The organism is Corallibacter sp. (genome assembly GCF_048381695.1).
Lineage (GTDB): Bacteria > Bacteroidota > Bacteroidia > Flavobacteriales > Flavobacteriaceae > Corallibacter > Corallibacter vietnamensis.
Genome location: NZ_JBLXHI010000001.1, coordinates 446,800 through 468,433, shown reverse-complemented (window position 1 = coordinate 468,433; position 21,634 = coordinate 446,800). Strand labels below are relative to the sequence as shown.

Sequence of the window (21,634 nt, the reverse complement as noted above, 5' to 3'; positions counted from 1 at the left end):
TCTGATGCAAAAGGCGTTAGTCATATTTATCACCTTTTTAAGCTTTACATGTTTTTCTCAAGATTTAGAAGAACAAATATACTTGGCTACAGAGACTTTTATTGCTAACAAAAATCCTGAAACATTTCAAAAACTTAACAAACAGGAAGCGCTTTTCTTAAATAAAGTCACGACTAAAGACGAACAACTTGCTTTAATTTTTTTATTGTGCAACAAAGCGTTCTACCAAAAAGACATTAACAAACAAAATGATGCTATAACCACTTATGAAAAAGCATGGAAACGATACAATGATTTTAAAATAAGTACCATTTCTGATTATGATATTATAGAATATTGTTTAAAACCACTAGGAAATTTATATACCAAAACTAATGATTACACCAGTGCTGAAAATACCATAAAACAATACATTGCTATCGCTAAAGCGAAAAACAATATTGATCAGGAAATTTCTGGGATTATTAATTTATCTGCCTTGTATCAAGCTTTAGGAAAACATCAATCAGTTTTATCTTTAATAGAACAAACGCATCAAATTTCAAAAATAAAAAGCGCTCAAAAAGAAAAACTACAACGCTTAAAAGCAACAAGTGTGCTAGCATTAAACAAAAACTTACTATCTAACGATATTGTGCTTCCTAATTTTAACGTGTTACATAATAAACATCAAATTGCTTACGAAAGTGCTTTGAGGTCGCACGATTATAAATCGGCATTAAAACACTTTAATCTGTTAAACGCTTATTCTAAAAAAGACACGCTTTCGGTTCGTCAACTAGCAAAAAAGCATCTTGAAAAAGCGCAATTACACTATTTGCTTAATGAAAAAGACAAAGCTAACACCAGTTTACAATTGGCTTTAAAGCTTTTACTTCCTAACCATAAAAAAAATAGTATTCCTGAACCCACAAGTTTGTATACTGAAAATACTTTTATAGATATTTTTGATTTTTTAGCAAGGCTTGAACTTGATTCAAAAAAGGCACTAGCTTATTATGATTTAAGTTTTTATGTCTCGAAATTACTAACTAAAAACATCACTTCGCAACAAGCCAAAATAACCAACCAAGCCATTAATAGAAAACGTAGCGAACGCTGTATTGATTTGCTATATTATAGCTATCAAGAAAATTCTAAATCAACATATTTTTATAGCGCTTTGCAATATGCTGAAATGAATAAAGTATCTGTTTTAAAAGATAACTATGTAAAGCAATCTTTACTTGAAAAACATCCTAATGATTCTTTATTACTTAAGGAACAACAACTTTTAAAAACACAAGAACTACTTACTAGCAACTTAATAAAAAAACAATTAGGTTATGAGGCTACTAAAAATGATAGTTTAAACAAACAACTACTAGATGTAAGCATTGCCTTAAAAGCTGTTCAGAAAGATATTGAACACACTTATCCAAATGCAACAAACATCATAAATATTGAAAAACTTCAAGAACAACTTAAAACTGATGAGGCGATTCTTGTTGAGTATTTTTATGGTAGTCAAGCCATTTATCAGTTTATTATTTCAGAAAAACATATTGATTTTATTAAAATACCGTTGCACGAAACCACTCAAAACTCATTGGTAAATTTTATTCATTTATTTGATAATGCTTCTGCTATAAATAATAATATAAAAGCATATACAAGTGAAGCCTTTACTGCTTATAATGTATTAGGAATAGAAAAAATGTCTTCCAAAGAAAATTTAATTATCATTCCTGATGGACTACTTAACTTTTTACCTTTTGAAGCATTACTAACCAAGGAAACTTTAACAACCAACTTTACAAGCATGCCTTTTTTGGTAACTTCTCATAATGTGGTTTATAATTCTAGTATTGATTTTTACTTAAACAACAAACAACTACCAACTCAAGAAAAACATATACTGGGCATATTTCCTGTTTTTGAAAACACAAGTCAGCCACTTACCTATTCTATATCTGAAGCTAAATCGTTAGAAAAACAAACAAACGCAACTCTTTATATGCATGATAAAGCAACTAAACAACAATTTTTGAATTCGGTTGCCGAATACAACATGCTACATCTGTCTACACATGCCACAAGTGGAGATTTCATAAATCCTGCAAGTATTGCTTTTTATGATGAACCTATGCTACTAAATGAGCTATACAGTTTAAACATAAAACCGAATTTAGTTGTTTTAAGTGCTTGTGAAACTGGTGTTGGAAAATTACAAAAGGGAGAAGGCGCTATGAGTATAGCACGTGGCTTTCAATATGCTGGCGCGAAAAACGTTTTATTCTCATTATGGCAAATAAATGATGCGTCTACCACTGAAATCATGAATCGTTTTTATAAAGTTTTTTCTAAAAATCATGCTATAAGTTATGCCAATAGGCAATCAAAACTATTATATATAAACGATGCATCTATCAGCAACTTAAAAAAATCCCCTTACTATTGGAGTGCCTTTGTTTACTATGGTAGCATATCAAAACCTCAAAAAACATCTTATGTTATTTATTATATAGTTGGGATTTTTCTGGTTTTAATTATTGTATTTTTGATAACAAGAAAAAGAAGAAAACATGAGTGATACAGGTATTACAAAAGATGTACCTCTTAAAGATTTTTTATTAGAAAAAGGCTACACAAAAATTAAATTACATCTTACCAAAACCAATCATTTTGAAATAAAAGCCAGTATAAATGGTGTTAAAGGATTGTTTATATTAGACACAGGCGCATCAAGCTCTTGTGTTGGATTTGAAGCCATTAACACATTCAAACTTAAAGCTAAAGATTCTGAAATTAAAGCTGCTGGCGCTGGTGCTATTGATATGTTAACCCAAATTTCTAAAAAAAACCAACTACGTATAGGTAAATGGAAAAAAGACAAAGTTGCTTTAATTCTATTTAATTTAACTCATGTAAACACAGCTCTTACTAATCACAACTCAAAACCAGTTGATGGTATTATAGGTGCTGATATATTAAAAAAGGGAAAAGGCATTATAGATTATGAAAAAAAATACCTATATTTAAAATTGTAGTATAATTCTTTCTGATTATCTTTATAAAAAATTCTTCCCAGCTATTAATTCATGCATAATTCTATTATCATAGCAGACGACCACCCGTTGATGTTAAGAGGTTTAAGTGACTTTTTAAAATCTAAAGGCTACAATATAATTGGTAGTGCTAAAGATGGTAAAGAAGCTTATAATCTTATTGTAAAACTAAAACCAGATATTGCTATTCTAGATATAAGAATGCCTTATAAAACTGGACTTGAAGTTGCTGAAGATTGTAAAAAAAATGGTATCCCTACTAAAATCATCCTTATAACGTTTGATAAAGGTGAAGACTTATATGACAAGGCTAAAGAACTAAACATCTTTGGGTATATTCTTAAAGAATTTGCCATTGAAGAAATTGAAACATGTTTAACTCATGTCAATAATAATGAGTCTTACTTTAGCGAAGAAATAGCTGATTACCTTAATGCAAATACCAATTCTAGACCAGAGATATTAGATACGCTCTCTAAAACCGAATTGAAGATTCTACATCTCATTTCAAAAAACAATACAGCAAAAGATATTGGCGATATACTTTCAATATCTAATAGAACTGTTGAGAAGCATAAAAGTAACATTATAAAAAAGCTTGATATACCTCCTATTCAAAACAGTTTACTTATCTGGGCTAAAGAAAATCAGGAGTTCTTAAATTAAATTACGTAACGTTACGTATTTCATAACTACTTGTTTTACAATATATTTACAGTATTATTTTCAGTGAAAAGGCTGTTAATTAACAACATACCTCTAATAATTAAAACAATATGTCATGAAAAGCAAATTCAACTTATTTCATTCATTAATAATAACTACTTTCATTTTTATTATTGTTGCTGTTGTTTTCCTAAACATTATTGTTTTTTTCAAATAATACCTAATCACTTTTATACAAAAAATACGTAACGTTACGTATTGTCCAATTTTCATACTTTATAGATATTTGCTGTTCTATTAATTAGTTCTTAGGGAGAACAAAAAGGTCTTAAACACACTTGTTGTTTAGGGCCTTTGTTTATTTAAGACCTTTGTTTTCTTTAAAAAATACGTAACGTTACGTATTGTTTTAATAACATTCTTTAGTGATATTTACAGTGCTATTAATCAAGTACTTTTATAAAGGGAATTACAGGCTCTGTACTAGAAATTAGTGCAGAGTCTTTTTTTACAAAGGCACTACATCACTCAAAATCAGATAAATTATTCAATCATGGATGATAAAAGCTCATTAAACAAATTCTTTATTGTAGGATTAATTGTATTAGTTATCATTGTTATATCAATAAACATTTTTGTTAATTTCTTTTAGTTAGTTAGTTATTACCAAGAAAAAAGCGCCACTTAAATAAGTGGCGCTTTCTTTATATAAAAATTATAGTTTTTAAGCTATTATAGTTCTAGAGCTTTCTTAACATCGTTATTCATTAATAACTCAACTGGGTTTTCAAGTGCTTCTTTAATTGCAACTAAAAATCCTACAGACTCTCTACCATCAATAATTCTGTGATCATATGATAATGCTAAATACATCATTGGGTGAATTTCAACTTTACCATCAACAGCAATTGGACGCTCAATAATATTGTGCATTCCTAAAATACCACTTTGTGGTGGATTAATAATTGGTGTAGATAACATACTCCCAAATACACCTCCATTTGAAATTGTAAATGTACCACCTGTCATTTCATCAACAGTGATTTGACCATCACGTGCTCTTAATGCTAAACGTTTTACTTCAGCTTCAACACCTCTAAAAGTTAAGTTTTCAGCATTTCTTATTACTGGAACCATAAGTCCTTTTGGTCCTGATACTGCTATACTAATATCACAGAAATCGTAAGAAATCATTTCTTTTCCATCTATCATAGAGTTAACAGCTGGAAATTCTTTTAATGCTCTTACCACTGCTAACGTAAAGAAGCTCATAAACCCAAGACCTACACCATGCTTTGCTTTAAACTCTTCTTTGTATTGTTTACGCAATTCAAAAATAGGTGTCATGTTAGCCTCATTAAAAGTGGTCAACATTGCTGTTTCGTTTTTAGCCGATACTAAACGCTCTGCTACTTTACGACGTAACATTGATAGTTTAGAACGTGACTCTCCACGGCTTCCTCCTGTTGGAGTTCCCATAGATGGTTTTGCGTTTACAGCATCGTCTTTGGTTACTCTACCGTCTTTTCCTGTGCCTTGTATTTGAGAAGCTTCCATTCCTTTTTCAGCTAAAATCTTTTTTGCTGCAGGACTTGCTGTTCCTGTTACATACGTTTTGTTTTCAGCAACTGGTTCTGCTTTCTTTTCTTCAGCTTTAGGAGCTTCTTCTTTTTTCTCTGTTTTTGCAGGTGCATCAGCTCCTTCTGGTTTTGCTGCACTTGTATCAATTAAACAAACCACTTCACCTACTGCAACTGCATCACCTTCTTCTGCCTTTAAGGTAATCGTTCCGCTAGCTTCAGCTGGAAGTTCTAGAGTTGCCTTATCACTATCTACTTCAGCAATGGCCTGATCTTTTTCTACATAATCACCATCTTGCACTAACCATTCTGCAATTTCTACTTCTGTAATAGATTCACCTGGTGAAGGTACTTTCATTTCTAAAATCATTGTTCTATAATTTTATATTGTTGGATTGTTTTTATCGTTGATTATTTTTTGTTTTGTCAAAGACATAGTCTATCACTTCTTGATGACGTTTTTTAGAACGCACTGAACTTCCGGCTGCTGGTGCACCATAAGCACGACGAGATGCTGCTCTAAATGTTTTTGCTTCTTCAAGATGCATTAAGATATGACTATAAGCTCCCATGTTTCTTGGTTCTTCTTGAGCCCAAACAACATCATTAGCGTTTTTATATTTACTTAATATATCTTTTATTTCTTGTTCAGGTAATGGGAATAATTGCTCAACTCGTACTAAAGCAACATCGTCTCTACCTAATTTTTCTTGTTCTTCAAGTAAATCGTAATAGAATTTTCCTGTAACAAATACTAAAGTTTTTACTTTATCTGCATTTGCATTTTTATCGTCTATTACCATTTGGAAACTTCCGTTTACAAACTCATCAACTGTTGATACACATAGTGGATGACGTAATAAACTTTTTGGTGTAAACACAATTAATGGTTTACGGAATTTTGCTTTTACTTGTCTACGTAATAAATGGAACATATTAGCAGGTGTTGTACAGTCTGCTATATACATATTGTCTTTTGCACATAATTGTAAGTAACGTTCCATACGTGCTGATGAATGCTCTGCTCCTTGACCTTCATAACCATGAGGTAGTAACATTACCAAACCATTTTGAAGTTTCCATTTATCTTCTGCTGCAGAAATATATTGGTCTAGCATAATTTGAGCTCCATTACTGAAATCTCCAAATTGTGCTTCCCAAATGGTTAAGGTTTTAGGGCTTGCCATAGCATAACCATAATCAAAACCTACCACACCATATTCTGATAGTAGCGAGTTATAGATAAAGAATTTTCCTTGTTTATCACTCAACTTATTAAGTAATACAATTTCTTCTTCACTATCTTCTACTTTTACAACGGCATGTCTGTGAGAGAATGTACCACGTTCTACATCTTGACCAGATATACGAACATCGTGACCTTCTTCTAGTAAACTACCATATGCTAAATGTTCAGCCATAGCCCAGTCTAACTTGTTTTCATCAAACATAGTTTGTCTGGATTGTACTAAACGTTCAATTTTTCTGATGAATTTTTTATCTTCAGGTAATGATGATATAACCTTTGTGATTTTTTCTAACCCTTCTTTTGAATAGGTTGTATCAATTGGTTTCATCATTTTATCTTCTTCAACAGTAATATAGTCTGTCCATTCATTTTGCATAAATGGTGTAATTACTGTTTTATCCTCTTTACGAGAATCTTCTAAATCGCCTTCTAATTTAGTTTTATAATCTTGTTCTAATTTTAAAACATGATCATTATCTATAACGCCTTGCTCAATTAGTTTTGCAGCATAAATATCTCTTGGGTTTTTATGCTTTGCAATAGCTTTGTATAATAATGGTTGTGTAAATTTTGGTTCATCACCTTCGTTATGACCATACTTTCTGTAACCAAGTAAATCTATAAATACATCGCGTTTAAATTGCATTCTGAAATCTAGAGCAAACAACATAGCATGTACTACAGCTTCTGCATCATCAGCATTTACATGTAATACTGGCGATAAGGTTACTTTACCAACATCTGTACAGTATGTACTTGAACGGCCATCAAGATAGTTTGTTGTAAAACCTACTTGGTTGTTTACTACAATATGAATAGTTCCGTTTGTTTTGTAACCTTCTAATTGTGCCATTTGAACCACTTCATAAACTAATCCTTGTCCTGAAATAGCGGCGTCACCATGTACTACAATTGGTAATACTTGTGATGGGTTTTCTGGGTACTTATCGTCTTGTTTTGCACGTGTTATTCCTTCTACAACAGCGCCTACTGTTTCTAGATGAGAAGGGTTTGGTGCAATATTTAAGTTTATCTTATTTCCGTTTTCGGTTTCTCTATCGCTTGTCCAACCTAAATGGTATTTAACATCGCCATCAAAAACTTCTTGTTCGTAATCTTTACCATCAAACTCACTAAAAATATCTTTAGCAGATTTCCCAAATATATTTGTTAAGGTACTTAAACGACCACGATGCGCCATTCCCATAACAAACTCTTTAACTTCATATTCAGAAGCTCTTTCTATAAGCGCGTCAAGTGCTGGAATTAAAGATTCGCCTCCTTCTAGAGAAAAACGCTTTTGACCTACATATTTTGTATGTAAGAAATTTTCAAAAGAAACTGCTTCGTTCAATTTTCTTAAAATATGCTTCTTTTGATCAGCGCTAAACTTTGGTTGATTATCGTTTATGTTAAGCTTTTCCTGAATCCATTTTATCTCTTCAGGATTTCTAATGTACATATATTCAACACCTATGGCATCACAATAAATGCTTTCAAGGTGTTTAATGATTTCACGTAAAGCTTGTGCGCCTATACCTAAAATTTCTCCAGCATTAAAAACAGTGTCTAAATCAGAGTTTGATAACCCAAAGTTTTCTAATGCTAATGTTGGTGCATATTTTCTGCGTTCTCTAACTGGGTTAGTTTTTGTAAACAAATGCCCACGAGTTCTGTAACCGTCTATAAGTTTTACTACTTGAAACTCTTTTTGAACGTGTTCTGGTATTTGTGTAGAAACACCTTCTATAACCTCGCCTTGCATGCCGTAGCTTTCACTACCAAAATCGTAACCTTGAAAAAAGGCTCTCCAACTTGGCTCTACAGAATCTGGGTTTTGTAAATATTGTTCGTATAAATCAGCAAAGTATGCTGTATGTGCTGCGTTTAAAAAGGAATATTTATCCATAAATAATTTAAAGCTGAATAGTTCAGACAAAATTTATACAAAAGTACAACTTTTACTAAAATTAGATATGCTTTTATTATTTTTATAACATAGTGTTTATATGTAAATAGTGAATTATGAAAAATGTGCTTGATTTATTAATAAAAAAATGGTTGTTTGGAGTTTTGTTTTGCTTGTTTTCAATAACCCTTAATGCGCAAAATGAACAACGTGATTTTTGGAGTCATGTTCGTTTTGGCGGAAGTCTTGGTTTAAGCTTTGGTGATGGCTTTTTTAGCGGCACATTAGCTCCAAGCGCCATTTATGAACTGAATCAATATGTTGCTCTTGGCGTGGGACTTAATGGCACATATAGTTCTAGAAAAAATTACCATAAATCTACAATTCTTGGCGGTAGTCTTATTGGACTTTTTCGCCCTATTAATGAACTTCAGCTTTCAGCAGAATTTGAAGAACTTCACGTTTCTAGAAACTGGGATAGTAGATTAGCAATTCAAGATGAAGATTATTGGTATCCTGCTTTGTTTATTGGCGCAGGATATCATGCTCAAAATGTTACAATAGGTATACGTTATGATGTACTTTATGATGACAATAAAAGCATTTATGCTAATGCTTGGATGCCATTTGTAAGGGTATACTTTTAAGAATATTGCTGTCTAAACCAGACTTTTTGCCACTCTCTTACTAATATTAAAAAAGCAACATTTTCAGCCAGTTGTAGTGTGTCGTTTCCGTCTAGCTGTTTTATTTTTTCTTCAGAAACATCTATGATGTAAAGCAGGTTTAAATAATCAGCAAATTTTTCTTGAATGAGTTTATATATGGTTTCGTGTAAAATTAACTTTAAACTCGTTGGAGGTATTTCGTCATCAAAGTCTAAATCAATATTTGCATAAAGAAAGTCTTTATTGATTTGTTTGATAAGTTTTCTATACAACTCGTGCTTGTTAGCCTCAAATATTAATGCATCAAATGTTTCTGGTAATTGCATTATACATTTCTATTCATTAACTCTTTACCAAATGTTTTTAAAACAGCTTTTTTGTCGGCAGAAATATTTAAGCTGTCTAAAACTTCAAAAGCTTTATTGGTATACTTTTCAATCTCTTTTTTTGTTGCATCAGCAGAACCACTTGATAAGAAAAACTGCTTTACGTCTGTAATTTTATCTGTTGCGTCTGTAGGGTTTATACCAAATAAATGCTGAAGCTGTATTTTGTCTTTTTCAGACAAAAACTCTATAGCTTTTAAATACAAATATGTTTTTTTGTTTTCAATAATATCACCACCTACTTGTTTTCCAAACGTTTTTGGGTCTCCAAAAGCATCTAGATAATCGTCTTGTAACTGAAACGCAATACCAAGGTTTTTACCAAAATTATAAATACCTTCTTGATCTTCTAAAGAAGCATTAGCAACAATAGCTCCCATTTGCATTGCTGCTCCTACAAGCACAGCTGTCTTGTATTCTATCATTTTTAAATACTCTGCAATGGTAACATCATCACGTGTTTCAAAATCTATATCATATTGTTGTCCCTCACAAACCTCTAACGCTGTTTTACTAAACAGCTTTGCTAATGCCTGAAATGTCACGGCATCATAATTTTCAAACAGTTGATATGCCATAATTAGCATAGCATCTCCAGAAAGAATTCCGGTGTTTATATCCCATTTTTCATGTACTGTTTCTTTTCCTCTTCGTAATGGAGCATCATCCATTATATCATCATGAACTAACGAAAAATTGTGAAAAACTTCAATACTTAAAGCCGCATCTAGCGCCTTTTTATAATCACAATTATAAATCTCTGATGCCATTAATGTTAAAACTGGTCGTAAACGTTTTCCTCCCAATTTTAATATATAGTTTACAGGATCATACAAGTTTGCCGGCTCTCTATCTTTAGAAAAGCCTTCTAAATATGCTATAAACTCTCTTTGGTAATCTTGTACATTTTGCATGAAACAAAAGTCGGTATTTGTCGTCATTATACAAAGCATAAAGTAACAATATTAAATAATCGTTAAAACTTTGGAAACTTTTTTTGTTTTTAAAGTTTCCTATTGTACTTTTGCCATCAAATTATGAAAGAAGATATTTTAAAAACAGCAGTTGAATTATTCTTAAACTACGGGTTTAAGAGTGTAACAATGGATGATATAGCAAACGCTCAAGGCATTTCAAAAAAAACAATTTATCAATATTTTGAAAATAAAAATGTCCTTGTTGAAGAAGCTGTTATGTATTTATTTCAAACTATTTCAACAGGTATAGAGAATATTCGTGGTTTAGAAAAAAACCCTATTGAAGAAATTTTAGAAATCAAAAAGTTTTTAATGCTTAACCTAAAAGATGAGAAATCTTCACCTCAATATCAATTAGAAAAATACTATCCAAAAATTTACAAAGACATAAAAGAGAAACAGTTTTGTGTTATGGAAGACTGTGTTGCCTGCAACCTAGATCGCGGTGTTAAAGTAGGTTTATACAGAGAAACTATTAATGTAGATTTTATATCAAAAATATACTTTACATGTATGATGGCTCTTAAAGATAAAGAGCTTTTTCCTCTAAACAATTTTTCTATGCACACACTTATGAATAATTATTTAGAGTATCACCTTCGTGGCATATGCACTCAAGAAGGTCTTAAAAAATTAGAACATTATTTAACAATCAATCAATCATAAAATGAGCAACAAACCCATATTATTTATATTTCTATTTCTATCGGGCATTGCGTTTTCTCAAGAAACACCAACTAGTTTTAGCTTACAAGAAGCTATAAACTACGCACTAGAAAACAACCGAACTGCAAAAAATGCAGAAAGAGATATTGAAGCTGCACAACAACAAAAATGGGAAACCACCGCATCTGGTTTACCTCAAGTGAGTGCAACAGTAGACTACCAAAACTTCTTAAAACAACAAGTTACTCCGGTAGATTTTAATGGTGATGGCATAAACGAAGAACTTGTTTTAGGTCAGCCACAATCTCTAACAGCAACCGCTACATTATCTCAAAAAATATTTGATGGTTCGTATTTAGTCGGTTTACAATCTGCAAAGGTGTATTTAGAAATCTCTAAAAATGCCAAAGAAAAAACAGATTTAGAAGTTAGAAAAAACGTTATTAACGCCTATGGCAATGTACTTCTTGCTGAAGAGAGTCTTACTATTTTAAATAAAAACATAGAAGTGTTACAAAAAAACCTTGATGACACAACTAAAATTTATGAAAATGGTTTAGAAGAAGAAGAAAGTGTTGAACAACTTCAAATTACATTATCTGGTGTAGAAAGTCAGCTTAACAATACCACGCGTTTAAAAGATATTGCATACCAAATGCTAAACATTACATTAGGTATAGACTTAAATTCTCAAATAACTCTAACAGATAATTTAGAAACATTAACAACTCAAAACATAAACCTAGGGCTTCTAGAAACTGATGACAGTGTAGAAAACACTATTGATTACAGAATAGCAGCCAATGATAAAATATCTAAAGAGCTTTTATTAAAATTAGAAAAGAGCAAATATTTACCAACATTAAACGCTTTTATAAATGGTGCTTATGCTGGAAACAGTGACACATTTACATTTGCTCAAGGCGACCAAAAGTGGTATGGTTCTTCATTATTTGGAGTAAGCTTAAACATTCCAATATTTAGTTCAGGAATGCGAAATGCATCAACACAACGCGCAAGAATTAATCTTGAAAAAGCTGAAGCTGACTTAACCGAAACCGAACAACAATTAAAACTTCAAATTGCATCTGCAAAAAGCGATTACCAACTTGCTATTGAAGAATACGACAATAAAAAACAAAATTTGAGTCTTGCTGAACGTATAGAACGTAAAAATCAAACCAAATTTTTTGAAGGTATCGGATCTAGCTTTGAATTACGCCAAGCACAAACACAATTATACACAGCACAACAAGAGTTTTTACAAGCCATGCTAGACGTTATCAACTCTAAAGCAACTTTAGAAACCACTTTAAACACCGTACAATTAAATTAATCAATCAAAAAAACCACACTATGAAACATATATATTCATTATTAATCGTGACGCTTTTAATCGTTTCGTGTTCTGGCGAAAAAAAGAAAAATTCTGTAGAAAGCGTTTTAGAGAGTAACAACCTTGAAACCATTCGTCAAAAACGTGCTGATTTGGTAAGTGAACAAGAAACTATTCAAGGAAAAATAAAAATGCTAGATGCTGCTATCTCAAAAATTGATACCGTTAAGCATGTACCACTTATAACAACACTTGTTGCAAAAGAAGAAGTATTTAAGCACGTATTAGAAATACAAGGAAACGTTACAACAAAAAACTTATTAGTAATTACTCCTGAATACAACGGAATTCTTACTAATGTATATGTAAAAGAAGGTCAAAAAGTAACTAAAGGCCAAACCCTTGCTAAAATAGATGATGGCGGATTAAGTCAACAATTATCTCAATTACAAATTCAAGCAGATTTAGCTAAAACCACTTACGAACGTCAAAAACGTTTATGGGAACAAAATATTGGTAGTGAAATTCAGTACTTACAAGCAAAATCTACCTACGAATCGCAAAACGAAGCTGTAAACCAACTAAAACAACAAATAGCTAAAACCACTGTAAAAGCACCATTTACTGGAACTATAGATGATGTTATAACAGAGCAAGGAAGCGTTGTTGCCGCTGGTCAAACGCAACTTATGCGTATTGTAAACCTAAACGATATGTACATAGAAACAGATGTTCCTGAACGCTACGTTACAGATGTAACAAAAGGAAAACATGTAAATGTTGAATTTCCAGTTTTAGGAAAAACTTTAGATACTGAAATAAGACAAGCTGGTGATTTTATTAACCCAGCAAACAGAACTTTTAAGGTAGAAGTTGCAATTCCAAATGCTGACAAAACTATAAAACCTAACTTAACGGCCAAACTAAAAATTAATGATTACACAAACAAAAATGCCATTTTAATACCTCAAAGTATCATTTCTGAAAACGCTGAAGGCGAACAATATGTTTATGTTGTTAATGATAAAAATGCCAAAGAAGAAGGCGTAGCAAAAAGAGTTATCATTAAAACAGGTAAAACTCAAGGCGATGTTATTGAAGTACTTGACGGCATTGAAAACGGTATAGAAATCATACAAGAAGGTGCTCGTAGCGTAAAAGACGGACAAACTGTAAAAGTGATCAACTACTAAACCAAAAAACATGACAAAAAAGAAAAAACAAGTCGATAAAGAATTTGGTTTATCATCTTGGGCAATAGACAACAAAACCACAATGTATGTCTTAATTGCAGTAATTTTCTATTTAGGTATATCTGCTTTCTTTAGTATGCCTCGAGAAAATTTCCCTGAAGTAAACGAAACCAAAATTTATGTAAACTCTGTATTTCCTGGCAATACAGCAGAAGACATAGAAAAACTTATAACAGATCCTCTTGAAGACAAGCTTAAAACAGTAAGTAATGTTGTAGAAATAACTTCTACATCTCAAGAAGATTACGGAATGCTAATCGTTGAGTTTGACGAAAACATTACCGTTGAGCAAGCCAAGCAAAAAGTTAAAGACGAAATAGATAGCGAAACTGCCAGTGAAGATTGGCCTACATTCAACGGCGCAAAAGTTGAGCCTGATGTATTTGAGTTAAGCCTATCTGAAGAAATGCCTATTCTTAACATTAACCTTTCTGGAGATTATCCTATTGAAAAACTTAAAGAATATGGCGAATACCTTCAAGACGAAATAGAAGACTTATTAGAAATTAAAAAAGTTGATATTCGTGGTGCACAAGAAAAAGAAGTTGAAGTTGCCGTAGACATCTACAAAATGATGGCTGCCAATGTCACCTTCAATGATATTATTGGAGCCATTAACAGTGGTAACGTTACAATGTCTGCCGGAAACCTAAAAGCAAGTGGTCAACGTCGTACTATTCGTATTCTGGGTGAAATTGAAAATCCAAATGAACTAGAAAATTTTGTAGTAAAATCTGAAAACGGACACGCTATCTATCTTAAAGATGTTGCCAATGTTTCTTTTAAAGAAGAAGACAAAACAACATACGCAAGAGAATTTGGTCACCCTGTAGTTATGCTTGATGTAAAAAAACGTGCCGGCAAAAACATGGTTGCTGCTGCAGAGCAAATTCAGGTTATAGTAAAAGATGCTGTTGAAAATGTTTTTCCTCAAGATTTATCTGTAACTATTGCCAACGACCAATCATCTGTAACTATTGGTCAAGTAGATGATTTAGTAAACAACATCATTTTTGGAGTTATTCTAGTAGTAACTGTTTTAATGTTCTTTTTAGGATTTAAAAACGCCATTTTCGTAGGGTTTGCAATTCCTATGTCTATGTTTATGTCCTTAATGATTCTAGAATTATTAGGTCAAAGCTTAAATACCATGGTGCTTTTTGGACTTATCATGGGATTAGGAATGCTAGTAGATAATGGTATTGTAGTTGTAGAGAACGTATATCGTCTCATGGACGAAGAAGGCTTGAGTAGATTTCAAGCTGCAAAAAAAGGTATTGGCGAAATTGCATTTCCAATTATTATCTCAACAGCAACAACCGTAGCCGCTTTTATACCATTAGGATTATGGCCTGGAATTATGGGTGAATTTATGATGATTCTACCTATTACACTTTCCGTGGTATTAGGTTCCTCTCTTATTGTAGCTATCTTTTTCAACTCTGTTTTAGTATCTCAATTCATGAATACTGAAGACAAAGATATGCCGCTCAAAAAAATAATCAGAACAACCGTAATTATGGCTGTTATTGGCATTCTTGTTTTAATTGTTGGTGGTGAATACCGTGGTTTAGGAACACTTATGGTCTTTACAGCTGTTATGCTTTGGGTATACAGATTATTCTTAAGAAAATGGGCTAATAACTTCCAAACAAAAGCGTTAGTTAAACTAGAGCGTTGGTATGAGCGTCAATTACGTTGGGCGCTTTCAGGAAGAAAGCCATACGCATTAAGTATTGGTACCTTTGTTTTATTAATTCTCTCATTCATAGCTTTCGGAGCATCACTAGCTACTCAAAGAACCAAAGTAGAATTCTTCCCAGACAATAAGCCTAATCAGATTATTGTCTATATAGAATATCCGCAAGGAACAGCTATTGAGAAAACAAACGCCATAACAAAAGAAATTGAAAAACGTGTTTACGATGTAATTAATCAAGATCAATACACTGACAATGGTTATAATTTCCTAGTAGAAAGTGCTGTTTCTCAAGTTGGTGAAGGTGCTGGAAACCCACAAACAGATGGAGGTTCTAGTGCTGAAATGCCACACAAAGCAAAAATAACAGCTTCTATGCGTGAGTATAAATACCGTCGTGGCGAAGACAGTGAGTTATTACGTCAAAAAGTACAAGAAGCATTAGTTGGTATTTATCCTGGTGTATTAATTTCTGTTGAAAAAGATGCCAATGGACCACCTGCTGGATCACCTATTAACATAGAAATTGAAGGCGATGACTACAATGAGCTAATTACTACCGCTGAAAACATGCGTGAATTTATCAATAACAAGAATATTGCTGGTATTGATGAATTAAAAATAGACGTTAACAAAGACAAGCCTAGCATGCAAGTTGTTGTAGACCGTAAAAAAGCTGGTGAATTAGGCGTTAGCGCATCGCAAGTTGGGCAACAACTACGTAACTCTATCTTTGGATCTAAAGCAGGTATTTACAAAAAAGATGGTGACGATTATGATATTTATGTTCGCTTTAATGAAGAAAATAGATATAACACAAGTGCCTTATTTAATCAAAATATCACATTTAGAGACAATACCGGGCAACTAAAAAGCATACCTCTATCTGCCGTTGCTAAACACGAAAACAACTCCGGTTTTAGTGCTATAAAGCATAAAGACACAAAACGTGTTGTAACTGTTTACTCTGCTTTATCTCCGGGATATACTGATGCTGGTGCTATTGTAACTCAAATTCAAAATGAAATGAAAAGTTACGAAGGGTTACCAGAAGGCATAAAAATAGATTACACAGGTCAAATTGAAGAGCAAAACAAACAAATGGCTTTCTTAATGGGTGCATTTTTCACTGGATTAGGTTTAATTTTCTTTATCCTTATATTTCAGTTTAATTCTATCTCAAAACCAGCCATCATTATGCTTGCTATCTTTTTAAGTTTTATTGGTGTATTTGGAGGTATTGTAATTACAGGAAGCGCTTTCGTAATTATGATGACTATGGTTGGTATCATTTCTTTAGCCGGTATTGTAGTAAATAACGGTGTAGTATTATTAGACTACGCTCAACTATTGATAGACAGAAAGAAACAAAACTTAAATCTTGATGGAGATGATTATTTAAATACTGAAGACTTATACGAAAGCATTGTTAAAGCTGGTAAAGCTCGTTTAAGACCTGTACTACTAACAGCAATAACAACCATTTTGGGTTTAATCCCGTTAGCCATTGGACTAAACATCAACTTCTTTACATTATTTGCAGATTTTGATGCCAATATTTACATGGGTGGTGACAACGTAGTATTTTGGGGACCATTAGCTTGGACCGTTATTTACGGACTATTAATAGCAACATTCCTAACACTTATTGTTGTTCCAATATTATTCTTCTTATCCGTAAAACTAAAAATGTGGATTAGAAGTAAAACATCTTCTGACTTACAAGAAGAACAAATCGCTTTTTCTATGAATAAGCGTATAGAAGAGTAGTTAAAGCTCACCCAAGAGCTTAATTAATAGCAGGAAAAAGCTTCAACAAATGTTGAGGCTTTTTCTATTTATAATCATTTAACTTCATTAAATTTGCACATTAAATTTTTTAGTATGTATAGAAGTCATAACTGTGGTGAATTACGAGCATCACACATAAATAACGAAGTAACACTAGCTGGTTGGGTTCAGAAATCTAGAGACAAAGGATTTATTGTTTGGGTAGATTTACGTGACCGCTACGGTATTACACAATTAGTTTTTGATGAAGAACGCACACCAAAGAACATGATGGAAAAAGCTCAAAAGCTAGGTCGTGAGTTTGTAATTCAAGTAACAGGAACCGTTATAGAACGTGCTTCTAAAAACCCTAATATCCCAACAGGAGATATTGAAATACTAGTATCTAAACTTACCATTTTAAATGATGCTTTATTACCTCCTTTTACAATAGAAGATAAAACAGATGGAGGTGAAGACATCCGAATGAAATACCGCTATTTAGACATTCGTCGTAATCCAGTAAAAAACAGTTTAATTTTTAGACACAAAGTCACTCAAGAAGTTAGAAACTACTTATCTAAAGAAGGTTTTATTGAAGTAGAAACTCCATATCTTATAAAGTCTACACCTGAAGGTGCTAGAGATTTTGTTGTGCCAAGCCGTATGAACGAAGGTGAATTTTATGCCCTTCCGCAATCACCTCAAACATTCAAGCAGTTACTTATGGTTGGCGGTATGGATAAGTATTTTCAAATCGTAAAATGTTTTAGAGATGAAGATTTACGCGCCGACAGGCAACCTGAATTCACACAAATAGATTGCGAAATGGCGTTTGTAGAGCAAGAAGATATTTTAAATGCTTTTGAAGGCTTAACACGTCATTTACTAAAAGAAGTAAACGGTGTTACTATTGATAAGTTCCCAAGAATGCTTTATGACGATGCCATGCGTTTATACGGAAACGATAAACCAGACATTCGCTTCGGAATGCAATTTGGCGAGCTAAACGAGGTTGCGCAACATAAAGATTTTGGTGTTTTTAACAATGCTGAACTTGTTGTTGGTATTGCTGTACCTGGCGGAAATAGTTACACCAGAAAAGAAATTGACAAACTTATTGATTGGGTTAAGCGTCCACAAGTAGGTGCTTTAGGTATGGTTTACTGTAGATGCAACGATGACGGGAGTTACAAATCATCTGTAGATAAATTTTACGACCAAGACGATTTAGCTAAATGGGCTGAAACAACCGGTGCCAAACCTGGTGATTTAATTTGTGTTCTTTCAGGCGATAAAAATAAAGTTCGTGCGCAATTAAGTGCTTTACGTATGGAACTTGCAGAGCGTTTAGGCTTACGCAAACCAAATGAATTTGCACCACTTTGGGTTATTGATTTCCCTCTTTTAGAATGGGATGAAGAAACCGAACGTTACCACGCTATGCACCATCCTTTTACATCACCTAAACCAGGACAATTAGAATTACTTGAAACCAACCCAGGAGATGTTAAGGCCAATGCTTATGATTTAGTACTTAACGGAAATGAAATTGGTGGAGGTTCTATAAGAATTCACGATAAGAAAACACAATCATTAATGTTTGATTATTTAGGGTTTACACCTGAAGAAGCTAAAGCTCAATTTGGCTTTTTAATGGACGCTTTTCAATATGGAGCGCCTCCTCATGGTGGTTTAGCCTTTGGTTTAGACAGACTAGTAGCTATATTAGGTGGTCAAGAAACCATTCGCGATTTTATTGCATTCCCTAAAAACAATTCAGGGCGTGATGTCATGATAGATGCACCAGCCCCAATAGACGACGAACAGCTTGAAGAATTAAGTTTAAAACTTAATTTAAAATCATAACTTTATAAAATCCTGCAACTTGCAGGATTTTTTAGTAGATTTAGTTTATGCCAAAAAAAACATTTTTTAAGAAACTTCTTATTTGGAGAGCCAAGTACATCTCTCACAAACAATTTGTTTATTTATTAAGTATTGTTATTGGCTTTACATCTGGTGTTGGTGCAGTGGTTTTAAAAAACCTTACGCACTTTATACAGCATTTATTAGAAGGAAATCTAGTGCAGTATTACCATCATGCGTTTTACTTTTTATTCCCAATTATAGGTTTTACACTCGTGTATTTCATTATGAAATATGTTGTAAGGCACAAAGTAAGCCACGGTATCCCTTCAACACTTCTTGCTATATCAAAACGAAAAGGGATTATGAAACGCTATCAAATGTTTGGCTCAATTCTAACCGCACCAATTACAATTGGTTTTGGTGGTTCTGTAGGTCTTGAAGGACCAACAGTTGCCACAGGCGCTGCTTTGGGGTCAAATATTTCCAGACTGTTTCACATGAATCAAACTACAAGAAATTTACTTGTAAGTTGTGCAGCAGCAGGCGCTATGTCATCAATTTTTAAAGCACCAATTGCAGCAATTATTTTTGCTATTGAGGTTTTTAGTTTAGATCTCACAATCGCATCTTTATTACCCTTACTTCTGGCTTCGCTATCTGCTATTTTAACATCATTTTTCTTTTTTGGCGACGATGTATTATTACCGTTTCAACTTGAAGACAAGTTTGATGTTGCTGATGCTCCACTTTATATGATATTGGGTGTTACCGCCGCATTAGTGTCTATATATTTTACAGATATATATGAACGTGTTCAAAAAATATTTGACAAAGTAAAATCACCAGCCAAACGTGTTGTTTTTGGAGGTATTGCTATTGGTATTTTAATTTATTTCATTCCACCATTATATGGAGAAGGCTTTGATGTAATTAACAATTTAGTAGCAGGAAATCCTGAAAAAGCGCTTGAAAATAATTTCCTAGATATGGATTTATCTAATATTTGGGTTGTTATTTTGTTATTAGCTGGTTTGGTTGTCTTTAAAATTATTGCAAGTGCCATAACATTTGGCGCTGGTGGTGTTGGCGGAATTTTTGCTCCTACACTTTTTATGGGAAGCATTATGGGTAACTGTTTGGCTAAAATCATAAATAATAGTGGCCTAATAAGCACTCCTGTATCTGAAAGTAATTTCACACTTGTTGGTATGGCTGGTTTACTTGCAGGAGTTTTACAAGCACCACTAACTGCTATTTTTTTAATTGCTGAACTAACAGGCGGATATGACTTGTTTATTCCCTTGATGATTACAGCTGCGATTTCATTTAGTATCACAAAATATTTTGTCCCTCACTCGGTTTACACAATGGAGTTAGGCAGGAAAGGTGAGCTTATTACACATGATAAAGATCATGCAGTTTTAACACTAATGGACATAAACACTGTAATAGAAACAAATTTTAAAAAAGTAACTCCAAATATGACACTTGGAGATATTGTTCACAAAGCTGTAATAAAATCTAACAGAAATATTTTTCCTGTGGTTGAGGACAAATCAAACAAACTAAAAGGCATTATTTTACTTGATGATATTAGACCTATTATGTTTGATCAATCGCTTTATGATGAAGTTAAAGCAAAAGAAGTTATGCAAAATCCTCCAGCTATTATTAATATGGAAACCGATAAAATGACTGTGATTATGAAAAAATTTCAGGATAGTAATGCTTGGAACCTTCCTGTTGTAAAACATGGCGAATATGTTGGTTTTATTTCAAAATCTAAACTACTTACGGCTTACAGAAGAAAATTAATAAACTTAACACATTAACAATGAAATACATTATAGCTGTAGCTACAATAGCATCTTTAGCAAGTATTGTTTGTGGATATATAATAGATACTGATTATTCTCAAAAATTAATCGGACTAGGAGTAGTTGGGCTTTTTATTATTGTTTTTCCTTTGTTTTCTTACTACAGATGGAAAGATAAAAACATAAAAGATTACATGCTAACAAAAGAGAATTTTGAAAAAATGCGTGAAAATGAAAGAAAAAACAACTATTAGTTTAAGTTTCTTTTTTCAATAAAAAATCGTTTAAGTAGTTGTGATGCTTCATCTGCTAAAACACCACCTTCTATTATAGTTTTAGGATGAAGTTTTGTTTTTAAATTGATACAACCCCTATTTTCATCTCTAGCCCCAAAAACAATTTTACTTATCTGACTCCAGTACAAAGCACCTGCACACATTTGGCAAGGCTCTAAAGTAACGTACAACGTGCAATTTTGAAGGTATTTGCCTCCTAAAAAATTAGCTGCTGCTGTTATGGCTTGCATTTCGGCATGAGCTGTTACATCATTAAGTAGCTCGGTTAAGTTATGAGCGCGAGCTATTATCCTATTATCTATTACTATTACTGCACCAACAGGTATTTCTCCTTTACGAAAAGCTTCTTCGGCTTCTTGAAGTGCTCTTCGCATAAAATAAGTATCATCAAAAGGGTTTTCCATAGTATAAAAATAAAAAAAGGCAACTTCATGAAGTTGCCT

16 protein-coding genes are annotated in these 21,634 nt (G+C 32.8%); 11 read left to right on the top strand and 5 right to left on the bottom strand.

Annotation, left to right across the window (positions count from 1 at the left end):
• Positions 1 to 4: 4 nt before the first annotated feature.
• Genes ACN5J3_RS02205 through ACN5J3_RS02195 form a run of 3 tightly spaced genes read left to right on the top strand, consistent with a single transcriptional unit; the run spans position 5 to position 3,713 of the window.
• Positions 5 to 2,572 carry a CHAT domain-containing protein gene (locus ACN5J3_RS02205; protein ID WP_418510621.1) on the top strand — a complete coding sequence of 856 codons (2,568 nt, stop codon included), beginning with the start codon at positions 5 to 7 and terminating at the stop codon, positions 2,570 to 2,572.
• Entirely contained in the window at positions 2,565 to 3,029 is a 465-nt protein-coding gene (locus tag ACN5J3_RS02200; RefSeq protein ID WP_417290664.1) for a retropepsin-like aspartic protease, read from the top strand. The genes ACN5J3_RS02205 and ACN5J3_RS02200 overlap by 8 nt, the downstream gene beginning before the upstream one ends.
• Before the next feature lie 51 nt (positions 3,030 to 3,080).
• On the top strand, positions 3,081 to 3,713 hold the full coding sequence (locus ACN5J3_RS02195) for a response regulator (protein WP_417290665.1): 633 nt from the start codon (positions 3,081 to 3,083) through the stop codon (positions 3,711 to 3,713).
• Between the two features lie 732 nt (positions 3,714 to 4,445).
• Here the strand turns inward: ACN5J3_RS02195 and odhB are convergent.
• Positions 4,446 to 5,663: a 2-oxoglutarate dehydrogenase complex dihydrolipoyllysine-residue succinyltransferase gene (odhB, locus tag ACN5J3_RS02190; protein WP_418510620.1), complete on the bottom strand. Its 1,218-nt coding sequence runs from the start codon at positions 5,661 to 5,663 to the stop codon at positions 4,446 to 4,448.
• A 31-nt stretch (positions 5,664 to 5,694) separates the two neighbouring features.
• On the bottom strand, positions 5,695 to 8,451 hold the full coding sequence (locus ACN5J3_RS02185) for a 2-oxoglutarate dehydrogenase E1 component (protein WP_418510619.1): 2,757 nt from the start codon (positions 8,449 to 8,451) through the stop codon (positions 5,695 to 5,697).
• A gap of 116 nt (positions 8,452 to 8,567) precedes the next feature.
• On the opposite strand from ACN5J3_RS02185, the gene ACN5J3_RS02180 reads away from it, so the two are divergent.
• Positions 8,568 to 9,098 carry an alpha-ketoglutarate decarboxylase gene (locus tag ACN5J3_RS02180; RefSeq protein WP_344727550.1) on the top strand — a complete coding sequence of 177 codons (531 nt, stop codon included), beginning with the start codon at positions 8,568 to 8,570 and terminating at the stop codon, positions 9,096 to 9,098.
• On the opposite strand, the gene ACN5J3_RS02175 is transcribed toward ACN5J3_RS02180, so the two are convergent.
• A complete protein-coding gene (locus ACN5J3_RS02175) occupies positions 9,095 to 9,445 on the bottom strand; it encodes a hypothetical protein (protein WP_418510618.1) in 351 nt (116 codons plus the stop codon). The genes ACN5J3_RS02180 and ACN5J3_RS02175 overlap by 4 nt on opposite strands.
• Positions 9,445 to 10,419: a polyprenyl synthetase family protein gene (locus ACN5J3_RS02170; protein WP_418510617.1), complete on the bottom strand. Its 975-nt coding sequence runs from the start codon at positions 10,417 to 10,419 to the stop codon at positions 9,445 to 9,447. The genes ACN5J3_RS02175 and ACN5J3_RS02170 overlap by 1 nt, the downstream gene beginning before the upstream one ends.
• Before the next feature lie 123 nt (positions 10,420 to 10,542).
• Here ACN5J3_RS02170 and ACN5J3_RS02165 point away from each other — a divergent pair, with 123 nt between their 5' ends.
• From ACN5J3_RS02165 to ACN5J3_RS02135, 7 genes are all read left to right on the top strand, one after another.
• Complete coding sequence (locus tag ACN5J3_RS02165) at positions 10,543 to 11,148, top strand: TetR/AcrR family transcriptional regulator (protein ID WP_418510616.1); 606 nt, start codon at positions 10,543 to 10,545, stop codon at positions 11,146 to 11,148.
• A gap of 1 nt (position 11,149) precedes the next feature.
• Positions 11,150 to 12,484 (top strand): TolC family protein, encoded by a 1,335-nt coding sequence (locus ACN5J3_RS02160; RefSeq protein ID WP_418510615.1) that lies wholly within the window; start codon positions 11,150 to 11,152, stop codon positions 12,482 to 12,484.
• 20 nt (positions 12,485 to 12,504) lie between these two features.
• The gene (locus ACN5J3_RS02155; RefSeq protein WP_418510613.1) at positions 12,505 to 13,677 is read left to right on the top strand and encodes an efflux RND transporter periplasmic adaptor subunit; all 1,173 of its coding nucleotides are present in this window, start codon (positions 12,505 to 12,507) and stop codon (positions 13,675 to 13,677) included.
• A 10-nt stretch (positions 13,678 to 13,687) separates the two neighbouring features.
• The gene (locus tag ACN5J3_RS02150; protein WP_418509011.1) at positions 13,688 to 17,206 is read left to right on the top strand and encodes an efflux RND transporter permease subunit; all 3,519 of its coding nucleotides are present in this window, start codon (positions 13,688 to 13,690) and stop codon (positions 17,204 to 17,206) included.
• A 114-nt stretch (positions 17,207 to 17,320) separates the two neighbouring features.
• Complete coding sequence (gene aspS / locus ACN5J3_RS02145; RefSeq protein WP_418510612.1) at positions 17,321 to 19,075, top strand: aspartate--tRNA ligase; 1,755 nt, start codon at positions 17,321 to 17,323, stop codon at positions 19,073 to 19,075.
• Between the two features lie 47 nt (positions 19,076 to 19,122).
• Positions 19,123 to 20,910: a chloride channel protein gene (locus ACN5J3_RS02140; protein ID WP_418510611.1), complete on the top strand. Its 1,788-nt coding sequence runs from the start codon at positions 19,123 to 19,125 to the stop codon at positions 20,908 to 20,910.
• 2 nt (positions 20,911 to 20,912) lie between these two features.
• A complete protein-coding gene (locus tag ACN5J3_RS02135; protein WP_344727531.1) occupies positions 20,913 to 21,149 on the top strand; it encodes a hypothetical protein in 237 nt (78 codons plus the stop codon).
• Here the strand turns inward: ACN5J3_RS02135 and ACN5J3_RS02130 are convergent.
• The gene (locus ACN5J3_RS02130) at positions 21,146 to 21,595 is read right to left on the bottom strand and encodes a nucleoside deaminase (RefSeq protein ID WP_418510610.1); all 450 of its coding nucleotides are present in this window, start codon (positions 21,593 to 21,595) and stop codon (positions 21,146 to 21,148) included. The two genes, ACN5J3_RS02135 and ACN5J3_RS02130, sit on opposite strands and share 4 nt — an antisense overlap.
• Positions 21,596 to 21,634 lie beyond the last annotated feature (39 nt).